Genomic DNA, 16634 nt, shown 5'->3' with positions numbered 1-16634 from the left:
TTCTCTTAAATGATAAGAATTCTCACTCTTATATATAGATATTCTATATTTATTTTAAAAAATTCCTCTTGACCTAAACTTAAGTTTAGGCTGTATCCTTTCCATTGTAACCTACTATAACACTACTGGAGGAATTCAATATGAAAAAATATGCTTTTATAACAGGTGCGAATAAAGGAATTGGATATGAACTTGTTCGTCAATTAGCAGAAAAAGATTACCACGTATTTTTAGGTGCTCGTAATGAACAACTTGGACAACAAGCCGTAGAATCTTTAAATGTTTCAAACGTTTCCTATATTCAAGTAGATATTTCAAATTCACAATCCATTCAAGAAGCAACAAAGAAAATTTACGAAACGACTGACCACTTACATTTATTAATTAATAACGCAGGCATAGCGCTAGACTTCAATACGCTACCTAGTGAATTAAATATTGAAACTTTACGCCAAGGATTTGAAGTTAACTTTTTTGGAACTTTCCAAATGATGCAAGCCTTTTTACCATTATTAAAGAAATCAAGCAACAGTAAAATCATAAATGTAACAACTGACATGGCCTCACTAACAATGTTTGCTAATGGTGAAACACATCCAATTAATACACTAGGATATAATTCTTCCAAAACAGCTATTAATGCTTTAACATTAGCTTTTAGTAAAGAATTTGCCACTAACGGTCCAGAAGTATTTGGAGTAACTCCTGGTTTTACAACTACGGATCTTAATGGAAATTCCCCCGGTGGCCATACAACCACTGAAAGTGCTAAAATTATTATTAAATATGCATTAAGTGAAACAAACTATAATGGTAAAATATTTAACAAAGATGGCATTATACCTTGGTAATAAAAGGATGAATGATATGTATTATACAATTGGGCAAGTCGCCAAAATGCAACACTTAACTATTTCTCAAATACGTTATTACGATAAACAAGGACTGTTTCCTTTTCTGCAAAGAAACGAAAAAGGAGATCGAGTTTTTGATGAAGAAGCACTGAAATATTTAGAGATGATTTTGTGTTTAAAAAACACTGGTATGCCAATTCAAAAAATAAAACAATTTATCGACTGGTCTATGGAAGGAGAATCTACCATCCTTCAAAGGTTAGAATTAATGAAACAACAGGAGACCAATGTCTTACAGCTCATTCAAGACACTGAAAACAACTTAAAAAAGATACAACAAAAAATTGCTAAATATGAGAATGAAATAACTTCAGAAAATGCTATTAAAAAATAAAAAAATCACCTTCTACATATTGTAGAAGGTGATTTTTATTTTATGATGCTTGCTTTCCTTTATCTGCATCATCTACATACCAGATGAATTTGCCTGTATATCCGTAAATAACTGCTAAAATTAACGATACGAAGCTTAACCACATAAACGGAACGTATGAGAACGTTGCTACACCTAAAATACCAGCCATAAAAATACCATTATCAGACCATGGAACCATACCTGAAGTTAACGTTCCACCTACTTCTGAGTTACGTGCTAATACACGACGGTCTATTTTTAATTTATCATAGCTATCTTCCATAATTTTTGGTGTTAAAATTAGTGATACATACATCGCACAACCAAATATATTAGCTAAGAATGCCACGATTAATGTAGACAATGTTACATTACCTGCAGAATTTAATTTCTTCTCAAATTTTGATACGATTACTTTTAAAACACCTAGTTTTTCAAGTAATCCACCAAATCCTAAACCGAAAATAATAACGGCTACTGAGCCAAGCATGCCGTTAATTCCACCACGGTTTAATAACTTGTCAACAAACTCAACACCAGATTGAATTGAGAATCCGTTATAAGCTGTTCCAATCGCCTCTCCAAAGTTCATCCCTTGGAAAAGAGTTGCCCAAATTGCACCAATTAAAGCTCCCATTGCAATTGTTGGCATAGACGGTTTCTTCATCGCTAATAGAACGATAACAATGACCGCTGGAATAAGCATCCATATTTTAATATCAAATTGCTTTAATAAAGCTTCTTTTAAAAATTCTACTCGATTCAAATCTACATTATCGCCGCCATACATCCAACCAGCTACAGTAAACATAATACTAGTAATAATATAAGCCGGAACATCTAATACGAGCATAGCTCGAACGTGAGCAATAACATCTACTTTCGCCATAGAAGCTGCAAGAACTGTGCTATCAGAAAGTGGTGATAATTTGTCGCCGAAATAAGCTCCTGAAAGAACTGCACCAGCAACAAGCGGAAGTGGTAAACCAAGTCCTTCACCAATCGCCATCATAGCAATACCTGCTGTTCCCACTGTTCCCCAAGATGTTCCTGTTGCGATAGAAGTTATAGAACAAATAATTAATGTTGCTAATAGGAATATGCTAGGGTGAATAAATTCTAATCCATAATAGATTAATGTTGGTACTACCCCACCAGCAATCCATGTTCCAATTAAAGCACCTACTGCAACTAAAATCAGTATTGCTTCTAATCCGTTAGAAATCCCTTTCGTAATTGCATCTTGCAATTCTTGATAACGAAATCCTAATCTTAATCCAAGCGCAATTACTAAAAACCATGAAATAAATAGCGCTAATTGAATTGGGAGATCAAAAATCGTTTGGAAGGAAAAGACAACAGCAAGAAATAGTAATAAAAGAACTATGATTTCTAGCATCGATGGTAATCTTACACTTTTCATTTTTTTCTCTCCTTACAAGTCGATAACATGACGTATGTCGTCTTACATGTATGTAATATACAATTAGCGAAGACAAAACAAAATTTTCATATTATTTCGATTTATTTTTCCAGTATAATATATTCACAACCCTTTCTATTGTAAAAGTAGATTACGTTTTTCGCAATGAAAAATATAAAAAATGTTGTATTTTTATTTATCCCGATATTTTCGGTCAATAAGACCCTTGTATCAAAATTTAGTAAGTGCAAAGTACCTAGTTAAGAAATTAACTACTGTAAAATCCCGGATTGATATGAACGTATTAAAGCTTTATTTTATTTACAAGGAACAATCCCATACTAACTTTTTTAATATTTGCTGCAACAAAACTTTTTACAACTATCTTAACTTTTTAATTCACACCATTATTTTCTACATAAAAAATAGGGCACACATCATAAAAATGATGCATGCCCTACCTTTATTTATACATATTTTGTATTTCTTCTTTATTTTTAAGTATTTCTTCAAACTTATCACTACAACCCTTCGGAAATAACACTCCCAGTCCATATGAATGCGCAAATTGAAAATGAGGATACTTCGCTTTTACCTCATCCCAAAACTTATATACGCCGAAATCACCACTTCTAACTTCAATATCATGAAATAATACAATACCGTTTTTCGCGACTTTCGGTAGCCATGTATTATAATCGTGAGAAACAGCTTCATACGTATGATAGCCATCAATATGCAAAAGATTTATCGTTTCATCTTGAAACCGCTCTACAGCATCATCAAAAGTAGATCGAATTAAATTTCCTATATTAAGGTAGTTATCGCTCACTACTTTTTCTACTATTTGAAAAACCCCTTCTCCATATGGACCTGTATGCCCATCTCCAGCCCAAGTATCTACTGCAAAGCATTTAGTCGATAACCCTCCATCTTTTACTCCTTGACAAAAACTGAAGAAAGAAGCACCTAGATGTGTACCTAACTCAACTAAAGTTTCTGGTTTTTCAAATCGTACTAAGTCATATGCAAAATCTAAATGTCCACTCCACGCAGATTGTGACCGAATAATAGGACTAAATGTTTCAAATTCAAATGATGGTTTATGAGTAACCCAGTTCATCGCATAACTCCTTCTGCACATATTTTTAACAAACCAAATTACTCTTATCTTTATTTTTTTATCGCCATGATTATGATTCTATTTCATGAAAATATGAAGAATTTATTCTTTTCTATTGAGGTAAAGCATCATATACATATGGGTCAGTTGGCTTATTAATTTTCTTGATTTTGTTTACTTTTACAAGTGGAAAGACTGTTCCTTTATATGTCGTTTCACCTAATAATCCTGTTATTTCCACCCATGTTTCTTCTGGAATTTTTTCAACATTTTGCCCGGTAACAATCATCCCCCAGACTGATGCATCCGCAATACAACAAGTTATGCCATATCGAGCCACTACTGTTTTATTACCCGTCACATCTTTATCCTTATATATAAACCCTAAGAATGTAATTTCTTTCCCTTTAAACCAATTAACATTTTGACCAATTACATTCATTGTTTGAACATAGTCCTTATCCTTTACTTGTAGTTTACGCTGTCCTAACATACTTTTTACTACTTGCTCTTCCGTTTTATAAGTCGTTGATAAATTTGATGTTTCTTCTGGATCAACGGATACTTCTCGCCCATCAAAATTAACCTGTTCCCCCTCTTTTTCATTCCTTTCCAGACTTCTCGACTGTACACTTTGATTCATACCCCTTTTTCCTGCTAAACTTCCATCAATTGTTACACTTCCAAAGAGAAAAGCACTAACTATCGGAACGACAAATAAAACATATACAAAGAAACTTTTTATCCCTGATTTTGATGTTGTATGATGTTTACAACAATTACAATCATGCTGTTTCTCTCTTCCATCTCCCCAAACTTGTACAGTACCAAAAATTAAAATTACTACAAAAGCTATATACGTAAATTTGATCATTTTTGGAGCGATAAAATTATAAATATTACCTGTTACAAGTAGTTTAAATAAGAGCATTGCTAAACCAATTAAAATAATGCCACGTATATAGCGATGATACGCCTTCTGCTCCTCTTTCTCCATTCTTTCTCACCTCCTATAACATTATGATTTGCAGGATGGTATACACAGATGCAATGACAATTCCTATCAAAAAGAATACAAATCTCTTTTGAAAATATGCAAATAGCATTAACGTATTTTTCATATCAAGCATAGGCCCAAATACAAGAAATGCGAGAAGTGCCTTTACCGAGAAAACATGTCCAAAAGATGCCGCTATAAAAGCATCGGCTGCAGAGCAAATTGATAAAACATAACCAAATCCCATCATAATAAAGGGGGCAATTACTTCGTTATGTGCTACTGCATCCAGTACATTCCGATCAAAAAACGTTTGAAATACACTTGCTAAAAAAGCACCAATCAATAAATACTTACCAGTATCAAAAAACTCATCTACAATATGATTCATAACATCTTTCCAACTCTTTTTATTGCTTGTTTGAACTGAAACCTCTACGTCTTTTAAAACATTTCTTTCGCGATAGCAATAATACACAATTAGACCTATGAATAGAGCAACTAAAATTGTTATCCCAAAGCGTGCATATACAACGTAATCATTTTTTTGAAACGCATATACAGTAGATAAAAGAACAACTGGATTCATAATGGGTGCACTCAGTAAAATAACAATGCCTACATGAAGTGGTAACCCCTTTTGAATGAGCCTTCTTACAATTGGTATAATGACACATTCACACATTGGAAAAAGAACTCCCACAAATACTGCCGGAATCATTGCAACAATCGGAGATTTCGGCATTACTTTTTGAATCATATCTTCCGTCACAAACACTTGAATACATGAAGAAACAATTACCCCTAATAAAATAAAGGGTATCGCTTCAAAAATGATACTTAAAAATACTGTATTTACATTCAACCATTCCTGTGGCATATTTTTGTGCAAATTTGCTAGACTTGTAAAATCTACAAAAAATAATAAAAAGAGAAACATAGCGATAAGAGCTATGCCTACTAATTCTTTTGAAACTCTATTAAAGACCAAGCTTCTCGCCTCCATTTTATTTATATGTAAACATGTGCTTGTCCAAATGCTCCATACTACAGCACAAATTTTATAGTCTATTTCTATTCTTAAATCGTAATCATTATGATTTATTCTTGCTTTTTCTTTTCCCATCGTTTAACATAAAACGTAATCATTACGATTTAAAGGAGAGATCATTTCATGAAAAAAGTACCTATCACTGTATTAAGTGGTTTTTTAGGATCTGGAAAAACTACCTTACTACATCACATTTTGACTAATAAGAATAACTTAAAAGTAGCTGTCATCGTTAATGACATGAGCGAAGTAAACATTGATGCATCTCTTATAAAAAAGGGTGGTTTTTCACGTACGGAGGAAAAACTAGTAGAAATTCAAAATGGCTGTATTTGTTGTACACTACGAGAAGATTTAATGATAGAAGTGAATCGTCTTGTTGAAAATGGTGATATTGACTATATTATTATTGAATCTTCTGGTATAAGTGAGCCTATTCCAGTTGCTCAAACATTTACTTATACAGACGAAGTTCTTAACATTGATTTAACGAAAAATTGTCGCCTCGATACGATGGTTACAGTTGTAGATGCAAATAGGTTTTGGGATGATTTTGCAGACGGAGAAAGTTTATTAGACCGAAAACAAGCAATCGATGAGAATGATACCCGGGAAGTTATTGATTTATTAATAGATCAAATTGAGTTTGCAAACGTAATTATTCTTAATAAAATAGATTTGCTAGAAAAAGAAGATGTGATAGAGCTTCATTATTTACTAAAAAAATTAAATCCTAATGCAAAAATTCTTGAAGCTTCGTTTAGCAAAGTACCATTACAAGAAATTTTAAACACAAATCTATTTAATTATGAAGAAGCTAGTCAATCGGCCGGCTGGATACAAGAATTAAATAGTGAACATCATACACCGGAAACGGAAGAATACAGTATCAATTCCTTTGTTTACCGTCGCAAATATCCTTTCCATCCCGAGCGCCTTATGAATTGGCTAGAAAAATGGCCTTTAGATGTTGTAAGAGCGAAAGGATTCTTCTGGCTCGCATCTCGTAATAATATGATAGGGCTTCTATCTCAAGCAGGTTCCTCTATTACAATTCAAGGAGCCGGTGAGTGGATAGCCGCATTACCTGAAACTGAAAGAAATCAAATGATTGCAGAAGAACCAGAAGTATTAAAAAACTGGGACGAGCGATATGGAGATCGAATAACTGAGCTCGTATTTATCGGTATTGATATGAATCGTTCTGTGATTGAACAATCATTAGATGATTGTCTATTAACAGAAAAGGAAATGGGACAAAAGTGGAATACATTTATTGATCCTATTCCGGCTTTTACTTATACTTCATAATAATTAATAAAAGGCTTCAGTAGAATGAAGCCTTTTTATTTTATAGCACTCTTATTTAATAGGTTTGCTTTAATTATAAATACAACTGTACCTAAAACAATTAATATAGCATATATGATACCAACTACATCACCTATTTTTTCTAAGCTAAGCGGTAATATTATAGTAGCAACTCCGACTATATAAGAAAATGCTCCTGAAAGCTTCGCTAATTTATTTTTATCTCCAACAAACGTTTCTTCTTGATATCCTGCCAACAAAAACAACCTCTTTTTCACATGTATTTGATACACTAAAAAAATGATAAGTAACCCAACAAATAAACAAACTAAAAATCCAGCTAACATATACTCCCCCTCCTCTACAATATTTTACTATACATAAAAAACAAATTAGAAATTTCAGTTTATTAACGAGTTATTCTGTGATATATTGCATATTGTATTCAATTTATATTTTTAGAAAGGAGAATTTTAGATCATATGGATTCAAATCGATTAAAAGGAATTATAATGGTCATAATCGGTGCTTGTTTATGGGGCTTGTCTGGTACAGCTGCACAACAACTTTTTCAATATGACAATGTTTCAACCGAATGGTTAGTTACGATCCGTTTACTTATATCTGGAATTATTTTGCTCATTATTTCCTCATTCGGAACGAGAAAAAAAGAGATATTTGGCATTTGGAAACAAAAATCTAATGCTATTAAAATGATTTTGTTTGGTCTATTCGGTATGCTTGCTGTACAGTATACGTATTTCTCTTCAATTAAAGAAGGAAATGCTGCCGTGGCAACATTATTACAATATTTAGCTCCTATATTCATCACTGTATACTTACTTTTCAAATGGAACGTTCGTCCATCAAAAATTGATTTCATTTCAATTACCCTTTCATTAGTAGGCACTTTTCTCTTACTAACAAACGGGTCTGTTCATAACTTGGCTGTTTCTACACCAGCTATTATTTGGGGTGTTTTATCTGGATTATCTCTCGCTTTTTATAGTTTATATTCAAAGGAATTGTTAGAAAAATGGTCTTCCTCCGTTATCGTTGGATGGGGCATGATTATTGGGGGTATTGGTGTAACGATTGTACACTTTATTTCTACAAACGAATTCATTTTATTATCAACTATGAAATATGTAAAACTAAGTACCCTACCGCTCATCACATTTGTCGTCATTTTCGGGACACTTATTGCCTTTTATTTATACTTAGACAGCATACGATACCTGACTCCGAAAGAAACAACATTATTTGGTTGCACAGAACCACTCGCAGCTATTATTTCTTCTGTACTTATATTGCACGTGCCATTTCAATCTTTTCAGTTATTAGGCGCTTTTTGTGTCATTGTAATGGTGCTCATCTTAAGCCAAAAGCCGGATGAAGGGAAACAAAAATTAAAGCTTGTTCATGCAAAAAAGGAAAATATACAATGAAAGGATTGAATTCACTATGCCTGTCCCTCAAAATTATAAAAAACCAGGAAGAATTTCAGCAAAATCACTCGTTTTAAATCAACTACAGAATTGGATTATTGAAGGTGTACTGAAGCCCAATGAAAAAATTAATGATGGGGAATTGGCTGAGGCACTAGGAGTAAGCAGAACACCTGTAAGGGAAGCACTTCAAATATTAGAGCTTTCTGGATTAGTGGAAATGGTACCAGGGCAAAAAACAAAAATTGCTCCTATTAAGTTAGACGACGTATCTATCATTTATGAAACGATGGCTGGTCTTCACTCTATTATAGGAAAGCAAGCTCTTCAAAACATTACAGACGCTGATATTCAACTACTTTCTGAAATAAATGATCATTTTCAGCACTCTATAGAGAAAAAAAACGCAAAACAAGCTTTAGAATTAGATATACAATTCCACAATACAATTTCTTCTATTGCTAAAAATCAATATATTGAACCCTTTCTAGAAAATATGCAACTTCACGTTTTACGTCTTGAATATTTGTTTTTCCAAAACTTTGTTCCAGCAAGTCAATCTATTGAAGAACATCACTCTATCATTCAAGCATTGCAGAAGCAGGACGAAAAACAAATGGAACAAATAATGACTCAAAACTGGCTCCGTCCCATGAAAGAAATACAAAAAATAATTTCTACGAAATAAAAAGAGAGCTGGTTACACAAAATCGTAACCAGCTCTCCTTTTACTAATCTATATAGCTACGCCTGAATATTTGCATAATCTTCCATATCTTCGTACTCTTTTTCCAATTCCTCTAAAGACAGCTCGTATAATTGTCGGTCGCGAATCTTAAACACACCTGCTCCAATTAACTCATCAATTAAATGCCTCTTACGATTTTCAACAGCAAAACGGAGTTGACTACTCATCTTTTAAAAAACTCCTTTCTACGATCATTGAAAATGATAATCTTTATCAATTACCACTTTTGATTATAAAAGATGACTCTTTATAAGTAAAGTAATTTCATGAAATATTTACCTTGCAAAGTATTTGTGGCCACATTATATATATGTATGCCGTGCGAAAAATGTTATGACACTTTTTCTTATCCTTTTTCTTTCATACTTTGCAAGTTGTCTCATCATGATTAAATTCACCATCTATTTCTACTTGAATGGTGACATGTTCTACATGAAATTTCTCCTTTAATACATACGTAGCCTCTTTTAATACACTTTGCGTTTCATTCCCTTTAATAATAAGATGACATGTTAATACTTGAAAATCTGATGTGACAGACCATATGTGCAAATCATGAACTTCTTTGACAATCGGAATATTTAATAACGTACTTTTTACCTCTTCAACATTTATGTGCTGTGGTGCACCTTCCATTAATATATGAACCGTATCACGTGTTACACGCCATCCACTAATAATGACTAAAATAGACACAAGAATACTAGCAATCGCATCTGCAGCAGTCCATCCGAAAAATTTAATAAGTAACGCAGCAATGATCGCTCCGACGGAACCCAATAGATCGCCTAGTACGTGCAGGAAAGCACTTCTTAAATTCAAATTACCTTTCACATCTCCGCCTCTCATTAATATCCAAGCTGATAAAATATTAATAAGCAGACCAAGGACTGCAATAATGAGCATCCCATTACTAGCAATCTCAACTGGTTCTTTAAAACGACGGATTGCTTCAATAAAAATGTATACCGAAATGACAATAAGAACGACACCGTTACATAATGCTGCTAACATTTCGACTCGCTTATATCCATATGTTTTCACAGTTGTTGCTGTTTTTTCTCCGAGCTTAAACGCAAGTAAACTTAAAGCTAAAGATACTGCATCACTTAGCATATGCCCCGCGTCAGATAGTAGTGCTAAGCTATTTGTTACAAATCCACCAATAACTTCTGCAATCATAAAACTTGTTGTTAGTAGGAAGGCAATTAGTAACGCCTTTTTATTTTTTGAATGACCATGATCATGCGAATGTCCCATACTTATACTCCTTTAAGTACAATATCTGTATGTTAGTATGAAACAAACTCCCCATCTTTATCCCGAATCGACTGATTGTAAACGCCCGCTTCCTCTGTATACACACTTCGCTATTTTTTAGACAATCCCTTTTTCTCAAATAAAACAAGACTACTTCTTTTTTATTTTCATATTGTTTACTAATGAAAGAATTTTAAGGAGGTTACTTAAATGAAACGTTTATTTCTCTGTATGGAACGTGAACTTGTTGTAGTGAAAGAACAATATGATAACTATGAAACGACTTACCACTTACAAAATATGCAACCTACCTGTATCGCTGTTGATCCGTTCCACCCAAACCGTGTATATTGTGGAACATTTGGACGAGGTCTATGGTTAAGTGACGATAGCGGGGATTCATGGAGACCAATTGGAGATTCTTATCGTTACTTTGATTTCCCTAAAGAAGATGGTATTTTACACTCCTCTATCACTTCCATAACAATAAGCTCAAATGAACAAGTGAACGGATATGGGGTCGTTTATGTCGGCACAGAACCGAGCGCTTTATTTCGCTCTGAAAATGGTGGTGAAACGTGGACTGAACTTAAAAATATGAAATCATTATTATCTTCTTATACGTGGGCTTTCCCGCCTAGACCTTTTACCCATCACGTACGCTGGATTACAGTTGATCCAAACAACCCTAATACAATACACGTTTCAATCGAAGCTGGTGCTGTTATTCAAAGTAATGATAAAGGGCATACATGGATTGATAAAAAATTCGGTGCTCCTATCGATGCTCATCAATTACTTATGCACCCTGAAGCACCAAATCGTCTTTATGCATCATGTGGTGACGGATTTATGGGCGGACCTGATCGTGCTTATCTTGAAAGTTATAACAATGGAAACAGCTGGATCTCATGTAGTGAAGGACTTGAACATCATTATTTATACAGCATGGCAATTGATCCAGCTGATTGCAATACGATTCTCGTTTCAGCTGCACCGAGTGCTGATCTGGCTCATCACCGTATCCCTTATGAATCTTATATTTATCAAAAAACGAAAGATACTCCGTTCCAGCAGGTACAACAAGGACTACCATCTGCAATCGGTACAGTCATTTCGATGTTTGCGACAAACAAGGCTGAACCACATACGTTTTACACGTTAAATAACAATGGCGTCTTTCAATCCAATGATAGCGGTGAATCGTGGGAACAACTAAATATTCCGTGGAAAGATGAATATAAAACGCAGCATCCGCATGCATTGCTCGTTACTAGTTCTTAACGAAAAAAAGACTGCCTAAATGGTTTTAGGCAGTCTCTCTTTTATTTCTTTAAATCAATGACAATATCATCTAACACAATATCTTTACTCTTCGCTTCTTTTTTCGGCACTTCTATTTTCTTCTCTTTCCCATTCACATACTCTACCCCACCATGATTTTCAGGTGTATGTACTCGCAAGTGCACGCGAGGTGTAACGATAAGCTTTGTTGCATTTTCGTTTAGTTTTTGGAAGGTGGCACTCCAATGGATATTGTAAGGATCGTTGCCACTTCCCCCATTTCCTTCACCCGAATAAATATTCCCTAAATCATCCTTAACCGTCAATTCAACATCTACACTATCCCATTCTTTCCTCGTGCCCTTAGAAACCTCTTGATTGTAATAAAGAATAAATGAAACTGGCGATATTGCGACCTTTTCCATATTTGCTTTTATACCTTCTTTTTCCGAACTCCCACCAATTGTTCTCTCTTTACTATCCACTGATTTTACAGTTAAGGCGAAATTCCAATTACCTTGTATTGATTTTTTCCTATCTGGCATCTCTATTCTCTCTATATTCCATCTAAAGTTTACTTTGTCCTTTTTATTGCTATCATGATGCGTCGTTGTTACCATACCTACATACTTTTTTTCAGTAACTTTAGTCATTTTACCACTGCCTGAACTACCATGAGCGTCCATTATATCCAATCCACCTAATATGATAGGATCCTCCCCTAAGTCCTGCTCACTTTCCAGTGAATACGTTATAGATAATGTTCTGCCATCAGAAATTACATCATTAATTGTAACCTTAACTCCATTACTCTCTCTCGTCATATTCAACTCAGTCGAAAATTCTTTATAATTTTCATATAACCCTGTTCTACCATTATCTAAAAATCGGAATATGTCACCTACAATTGGCAATCCCCCAGCATATGTAGGAAATCCGATACCGAGTGTTGCAACTGATAATCCTACTAAAATAGATGCAGCAGCGACACCTTTTTTCCAACTTTTCATCTTTTTCTTCGTACGTATCGATTGTTTTACATTTCGTTTTACTTTTTCTTTTTCAATTTCAGAAGCCTCAATTTCTTCTAGTTCTTTTTCGTCTATATCAATATCATTTAATAGTTCATAAATGTCTTTCATATTGCACTACCTCCAAAACTAATATTCGTAGCATTTTGTTGTAGTTTCTTTTTCCCCCGGTACACTCGATTATCAATTGCTGCCCGAGTTAATCCTAACTTGTCACCTATTTCCTCTGTCTTCATACCAAGTAAATATTTCATAATGAACACCTTTTGATCTAGCGGTTCTAATTGATTAATGAGCTTCAATAATTCTTCCCTATCTTCCATAACGATTAATTCGTCTTCTGCTGATTTTTCTGTACTGATATGAAACTCATCTGAAATGATTTCTACTGTTTTAGTCGATTTCCGGTAATAATCAATTGCTTTAAACTTCGCAATCGCTGCAATCCACTTTTTAAAATCGCTCGGCTCTCCATGAAATTTATTTGCGTTATTCCAAATGGAAAGAAATATATCGTTTATACATTCCTCTATGAGTCCATCATTTTGAATTGGAAGTAGAACTTTATGCGTGATTCCCTTTATGAGTGGTAAGTATGTATCGACAACAAATTCTAACGCGTCTTCTTTTTGCCGTTGTAATCTTTTTATAAAATTTTTCTCATTTGATTTCATGTAGCGATTCCCCTTATTGTTTTGTAAAAGCTTTTACACCCTATATAACGTCTGAGAAAATTTTTTCTCTCATCTTTTTTATTTTTTGTATGTAATGGAATACTTTTCCTTAGCCATTGTCTCACATAACTATGCGTTCAAAGAAAATTTTCTCAAGTCTACAATTTGGTTCATGTAGTACACTATTTATATAGTCATTTTTTAACTTGATGTACATTTTATTTCGTTAATCTACTATTTTAAATTAGGAGATGAGATATGTATGTGTGGAATTACAGGTTGGGTAGATTGGAAAGAAGACCTTTCAAATCAACATGTTATTTTAAAAAAGATGGCAAATAGTATTCAGCATCGTGGTCCGGATGCTGAAGGATTTTGGTTTTCACCTCGCGCAGCTTTTGCACACCGCCGATTAATCGTAATAGATCCTAAAGGAGGAACGCAGCCAAAAACATTTCGTGCTGGTGATTATACGTATGCTCTTACTTATAATGGAGAAATTTATAATTTCCGTGAACTTAGAGAGCAGCTTCAAAAATGTGGGCATGCATTTGAAACCCATTCAGATACAGAAGTATTACTACATGCTTATTTAGAATGGAAAGAAGACTGCGTACGACATTTAAACGGAATTTTCGCTTTTGCCTTATGGGATGATCAGAAGCAACAATTGTTTTTAGCACGAGATCATTTAGGTGTAAAACCACTCTTTTTTACAGAAAGAAATGGCAGTATTATTTTCGGCTCTGAAATTAAAGCATTATTAGCGCATCCATCTGTCCCTGCTGAAATTGATGCGGATGGAATAAATGAAATATTTGGATTAGGCTTATTTCGCACTCCAGGATGTGGCGTCTTTAAACATATTCAAGAAGTACGTGCTGGACATTCTATAACATTTACACGTCATAAAAAAGGAGTTACGAAGTATTGGAATTTAGAAAGTAAGTTCCATACAGACTCTATAGAAGATACATCTTCGCATATTTTATCTATTTTACAAGATACAGTAAAAAGACAATTAATTGCCGATGTTCCTCTCGTTTGTATGTTATCAGGCGGATTAGACTCTAGCGGTATTACTGCACTTGCGGGTAAAGAATTTGCTGCTGAAAATAAAACACTTCATACGTATTCTGTTGACTTTGTAAATAGCGCAAAAGATTTCGAACTGACATTTGCTCGCACTGGTTTAGACGCACCTTGGGTAAAACGCGTTTCTGAACATGTCGGGACAGCGCATCATGATATTATTGTGAATGCTGAAGAATTAGCAAATCAATTATTCGTTCCCCTTCATGCAAAAGATTTACCGAGTGCTGGTGAAATGGAAACTTCACTATATTTACTATTTTGCGAAATGAAAAAAGATGCGACCGTAGCTTTATCCGGCGAATCGGCTGATGAAGTATTCGGTGGATATCCTTGGTTTCATCAAGAAGAACTACTATATGTAGATAAGTTTCCTTGGCTAAAAAATTGGAAAAATACATCTCCTCTTCTACTAAATGAAGTAAGTAACCAATGTAATCTAGAAGACTATATTGATACACGATTCCAAGAGGCGATACTTGAAGTACCTACTCTTGAAGGCGAAAGTAAAAAATCCGTGAAACAACGTCAAATGTTTTATTTATTTTTAACACGATTCCTTCCTTTCTTACTTGACCGTAAAGATCGCATGAGTATGGCTGTTGGATTTGAAGTTCGTGTACCGTTTTGTGATTATAGATTAGTTGAATATTTATGGAATGTTCCTTTCAACATAAAAAGTATTGATAATATTGAAAAAGGCATTTTACGTAGAGCACTACAACCAGCTTTACCTGACGATGTACGCAATAGAAGAAAAAGCGCTTATCCAACTTCACAAGATCCACTCTACTTACAAACAATCCGTAATTTAACACTTGATATGTGTAACAATAAAAACAATCCTATTTTCTCACTTATTAACCATTCCATCTTACTTTCAATTGCTGATCAAAGTAATAAAGAGATTAACAATTTTGAGGCAAGAAGTGCCATGGAGTATATGCTACAAGTAAATGAATGGTTGAAAACATATCACATCCATATCGCTTAACAAAAAGGAGTTCAAGGATAAAAACCTTGAACTCCTTTTATATTAATTAGCACATTGTTTATTATCAGTATCAATAGACCATCCAATAATCGTGGCACAGTCTCTACCTTTCCACTGCAGTACATTTGTTAATACGGGCTCAATCTGCAAGCTATTTCCGTCGTGTAATATTTCTACTAAAGATTGATCATCATCAAACCTTCGTTTGTCACACTCTAAAATACCGTCCGTTGCCATTACAATGTGATTCATTCCTTTTTCTAATCCTCTTACACCTGACGTAAAGCAAGGTGTATTTGCTGCAAAAATATTTTTCCTGCCAATATATTCGTAATTCTTCCGTTTATTTAATCGTCCTTTTCCATTTTTCGTTTTCTCAGAATGGAATAAATACGCGAAACAATCACCAACTGATAACCAATATAAAAATTCGCCTTTTCGTAAACAAATTAAGCAAGCGAGTTCCTCATCATCTTGATCACACTTTTTAATAAATAACTCATCTGTAAATAACGCTAATAGGTACATATGTGTATGATGGAAAGCTAAATGTATTGGATATGAGAATAACTCTTTTAGTTTTTCTTTTCTTTCCGAAATCGCTTCTATTATATAATCTATATTTTTTGTTTTGTGATGTGTATCAAAAATCATAACAAATTCAAATTGTAATTCAGGATCCCACCAAGCCAGCACCGCATCTCCTCGTTCATATGCATCACTCTCTTGATTTCCCCCATATACGCCGACTGAAAGAGGACCACATTTTTCAACATGTATTTCATCTACATACATCTGTTCATGACTAATCCATTTGAATGTATTCACAGCTATCATCCTCTCTCTTGCTAAATGTATACCTTTACACATAGATTACCTTATATTTCAATAAAAATAAACTTTTTCAACATTTTTTATCCAAATAAAAG

The 16634-nt window shown here is 34.0% G+C and carries 17 protein-coding genes; 7 read left to right on the top strand and 10 right to left on the bottom strand.

Translation table 11 applies throughout. From position 1 onward, the window contains the following. The first annotated feature begins 140 nt into the window (after positions 1-140). Both MHH27_RS09085 and MHH27_RS09080 read left to right on the top strand, forming a co-directional pair. Positions 141-851 (top strand): SDR family NAD(P)-dependent oxidoreductase, encoded by a 711-nt coding sequence (locus MHH27_RS09085; RefSeq protein ID WP_000759552.1) that lies wholly within the window; start codon positions 141-143, stop codon positions 849-851. Positions 852-867: 16 nt separating this feature from the next. After that, entirely contained in the window at positions 868-1248 is a 381-nt protein-coding gene (locus MHH27_RS09080) for a MerR family transcriptional regulator (protein ID WP_097821639.1), read from the top strand. Positions 1249-1288: 40 nt separating this feature from the next. On the opposite strand, the gene nhaC is transcribed toward MHH27_RS09080, so the two are convergent. The 4 genes from nhaC to MHH27_RS09060 form a co-directional block, all read right to left on the bottom strand. Beyond that, positions 1289-2692: a Na+/H+ antiporter NhaC gene (gene nhaC / locus MHH27_RS09075; protein WP_000843986.1), complete on the bottom strand. Its 1404-nt coding sequence runs from the start codon at positions 2690-2692 to the stop codon at positions 1289-1291. A 463-nt stretch (positions 2693-3155) separates the two neighbouring features. Further along, positions 3156-3815, bottom strand: coding sequence for a class I SAM-dependent methyltransferase (locus MHH27_RS09070; protein ID WP_089148932.1), 660 nt, complete (start codon positions 3813-3815; stop codon positions 3156-3158). Positions 3816-3927: 112 nt separating this feature from the next. Then, positions 3928-4812 (bottom strand): TIGR03943 family putative permease subunit, encoded by an 885-nt coding sequence (locus MHH27_RS09065; protein WP_098235546.1) that lies wholly within the window; start codon positions 4810-4812, stop codon positions 3928-3930. Positions 4813-4825: 13 nt separating this feature from the next. Then, entirely contained in the window at positions 4826-5818 is a 993-nt protein-coding gene (locus MHH27_RS09060; RefSeq protein WP_176520572.1) for a permease, read from the bottom strand. 168 nt (positions 5819-5986) lie between these two features. Here MHH27_RS09060 and MHH27_RS09055 point away from each other — a divergent pair, with 168 nt between their 5' ends. Continuing rightward, positions 5987-7174, top strand: a complete 1188-nt coding sequence (locus MHH27_RS09055) for a GTP-binding protein (RefSeq protein ID WP_098014367.1) — start codon at positions 5987-5989, stop codon at positions 7172-7174. A 35-nt stretch (positions 7175-7209) separates the two neighbouring features. On the opposite strand, the gene MHH27_RS09050 is transcribed toward MHH27_RS09055, so the two are convergent. Next, positions 7210-7521 carry a DUF3784 domain-containing protein gene (locus tag MHH27_RS09050; protein WP_061660317.1) on the bottom strand — a complete coding sequence of 104 codons (312 nt, stop codon included), beginning with the start codon at positions 7519-7521 and terminating at the stop codon, positions 7210-7212. A 135-nt stretch (positions 7522-7656) separates the two neighbouring features. On the opposite strand from MHH27_RS09050, the gene MHH27_RS09045 reads away from it, so the two are divergent. Then, complete coding sequence (locus MHH27_RS09045) at positions 7657-8622, top strand: DMT family transporter (protein WP_065228593.1); 966 nt, start codon at positions 7657-7659, stop codon at positions 8620-8622. Positions 8623-8638: 16 nt separating this feature from the next. Further along, positions 8639-9310 (top strand): GntR family transcriptional regulator, encoded by a 672-nt coding sequence (locus MHH27_RS09040; RefSeq protein ID WP_002023787.1) that lies wholly within the window; start codon positions 8639-8641, stop codon positions 9308-9310. A gap of 56 nt (positions 9311-9366) precedes the next feature. Here the strand turns inward: MHH27_RS09040 and fbpA are convergent, their stop codons facing one another. Next, entirely contained in the window at positions 9367-9537 is a 171-nt protein-coding gene (fbpA, locus tag MHH27_RS09035) for a Fur-regulated basic protein FbpA (RefSeq protein WP_000098302.1), read from the bottom strand. 193 nt (positions 9538-9730) lie between these two features. Continuing rightward, positions 9731-10630 (bottom strand): cation diffusion facilitator family transporter, encoded by a 900-nt coding sequence (locus tag MHH27_RS09030; protein ID WP_000510024.1) that lies wholly within the window; start codon positions 10628-10630, stop codon positions 9731-9733. A 210-nt stretch (positions 10631-10840) separates the two neighbouring features. Here MHH27_RS09030 and MHH27_RS09025 point away from each other — a divergent pair, with 210 nt between their 5' ends. Continuing rightward, on the top strand, positions 10841-11914 hold the full coding sequence (locus MHH27_RS09025; RefSeq protein WP_200457962.1) for a WD40/YVTN/BNR-like repeat-containing protein: 1074 nt from the start codon (positions 10841-10843) through the stop codon (positions 11912-11914). A gap of 41 nt (positions 11915-11955) precedes the next feature. On the opposite strand, the gene MHH27_RS09020 is transcribed toward MHH27_RS09025, so the two are convergent. Further along, positions 11956-13056: a DUF4179 domain-containing protein gene (locus MHH27_RS09020; protein ID WP_071714470.1), complete on the bottom strand. Its 1101-nt coding sequence runs from the start codon at positions 13054-13056 to the stop codon at positions 11956-11958. Beyond that, positions 13053-13619 carry a sigma-70 family RNA polymerase sigma factor gene (locus MHH27_RS09015; protein WP_000840007.1) on the bottom strand — a complete coding sequence of 189 codons (567 nt, stop codon included), beginning with the start codon at positions 13617-13619 and terminating at the stop codon, positions 13053-13055. Before MHH27_RS09015 ends, MHH27_RS09020 begins: the two co-directional genes overlap by 4 nt. 262 nt (positions 13620-13881) lie before the next feature. Between MHH27_RS09015 and asnB the strand changes: the two genes are divergently transcribed. After that, on the top strand, positions 13882-15705 hold the full coding sequence (gene asnB / locus MHH27_RS09010; RefSeq protein ID WP_340942294.1) for an asparagine synthase (glutamine-hydrolyzing): 1824 nt from the start codon (positions 13882-13884) through the stop codon (positions 15703-15705). A 42-nt stretch (positions 15706-15747) separates the two neighbouring features. On the opposite strand, the gene MHH27_RS09005 is transcribed toward asnB, so the two are convergent. Further along, complete coding sequence (locus MHH27_RS09005; RefSeq protein ID WP_002040904.1) at positions 15748-16575, bottom strand: protein phosphatase 2C domain-containing protein; 828 nt, start codon at positions 16573-16575, stop codon at positions 15748-15750. Positions 16576-16634: the final 59 nt, after the last annotated feature.

It is taken from the genome of Bacillus sp. FSL L8-0152 (assembly GCF_038006365.1).
Taxonomy (GTDB): Bacteria; Bacillota; Bacilli; order Bacillales; family Bacillaceae_G; genus Bacillus_A; species Bacillus_A cereus.
Note: the sequence above shows the minus strand (reverse complement) of the source record. Positions and strands in the feature narration are given on the sequence as shown.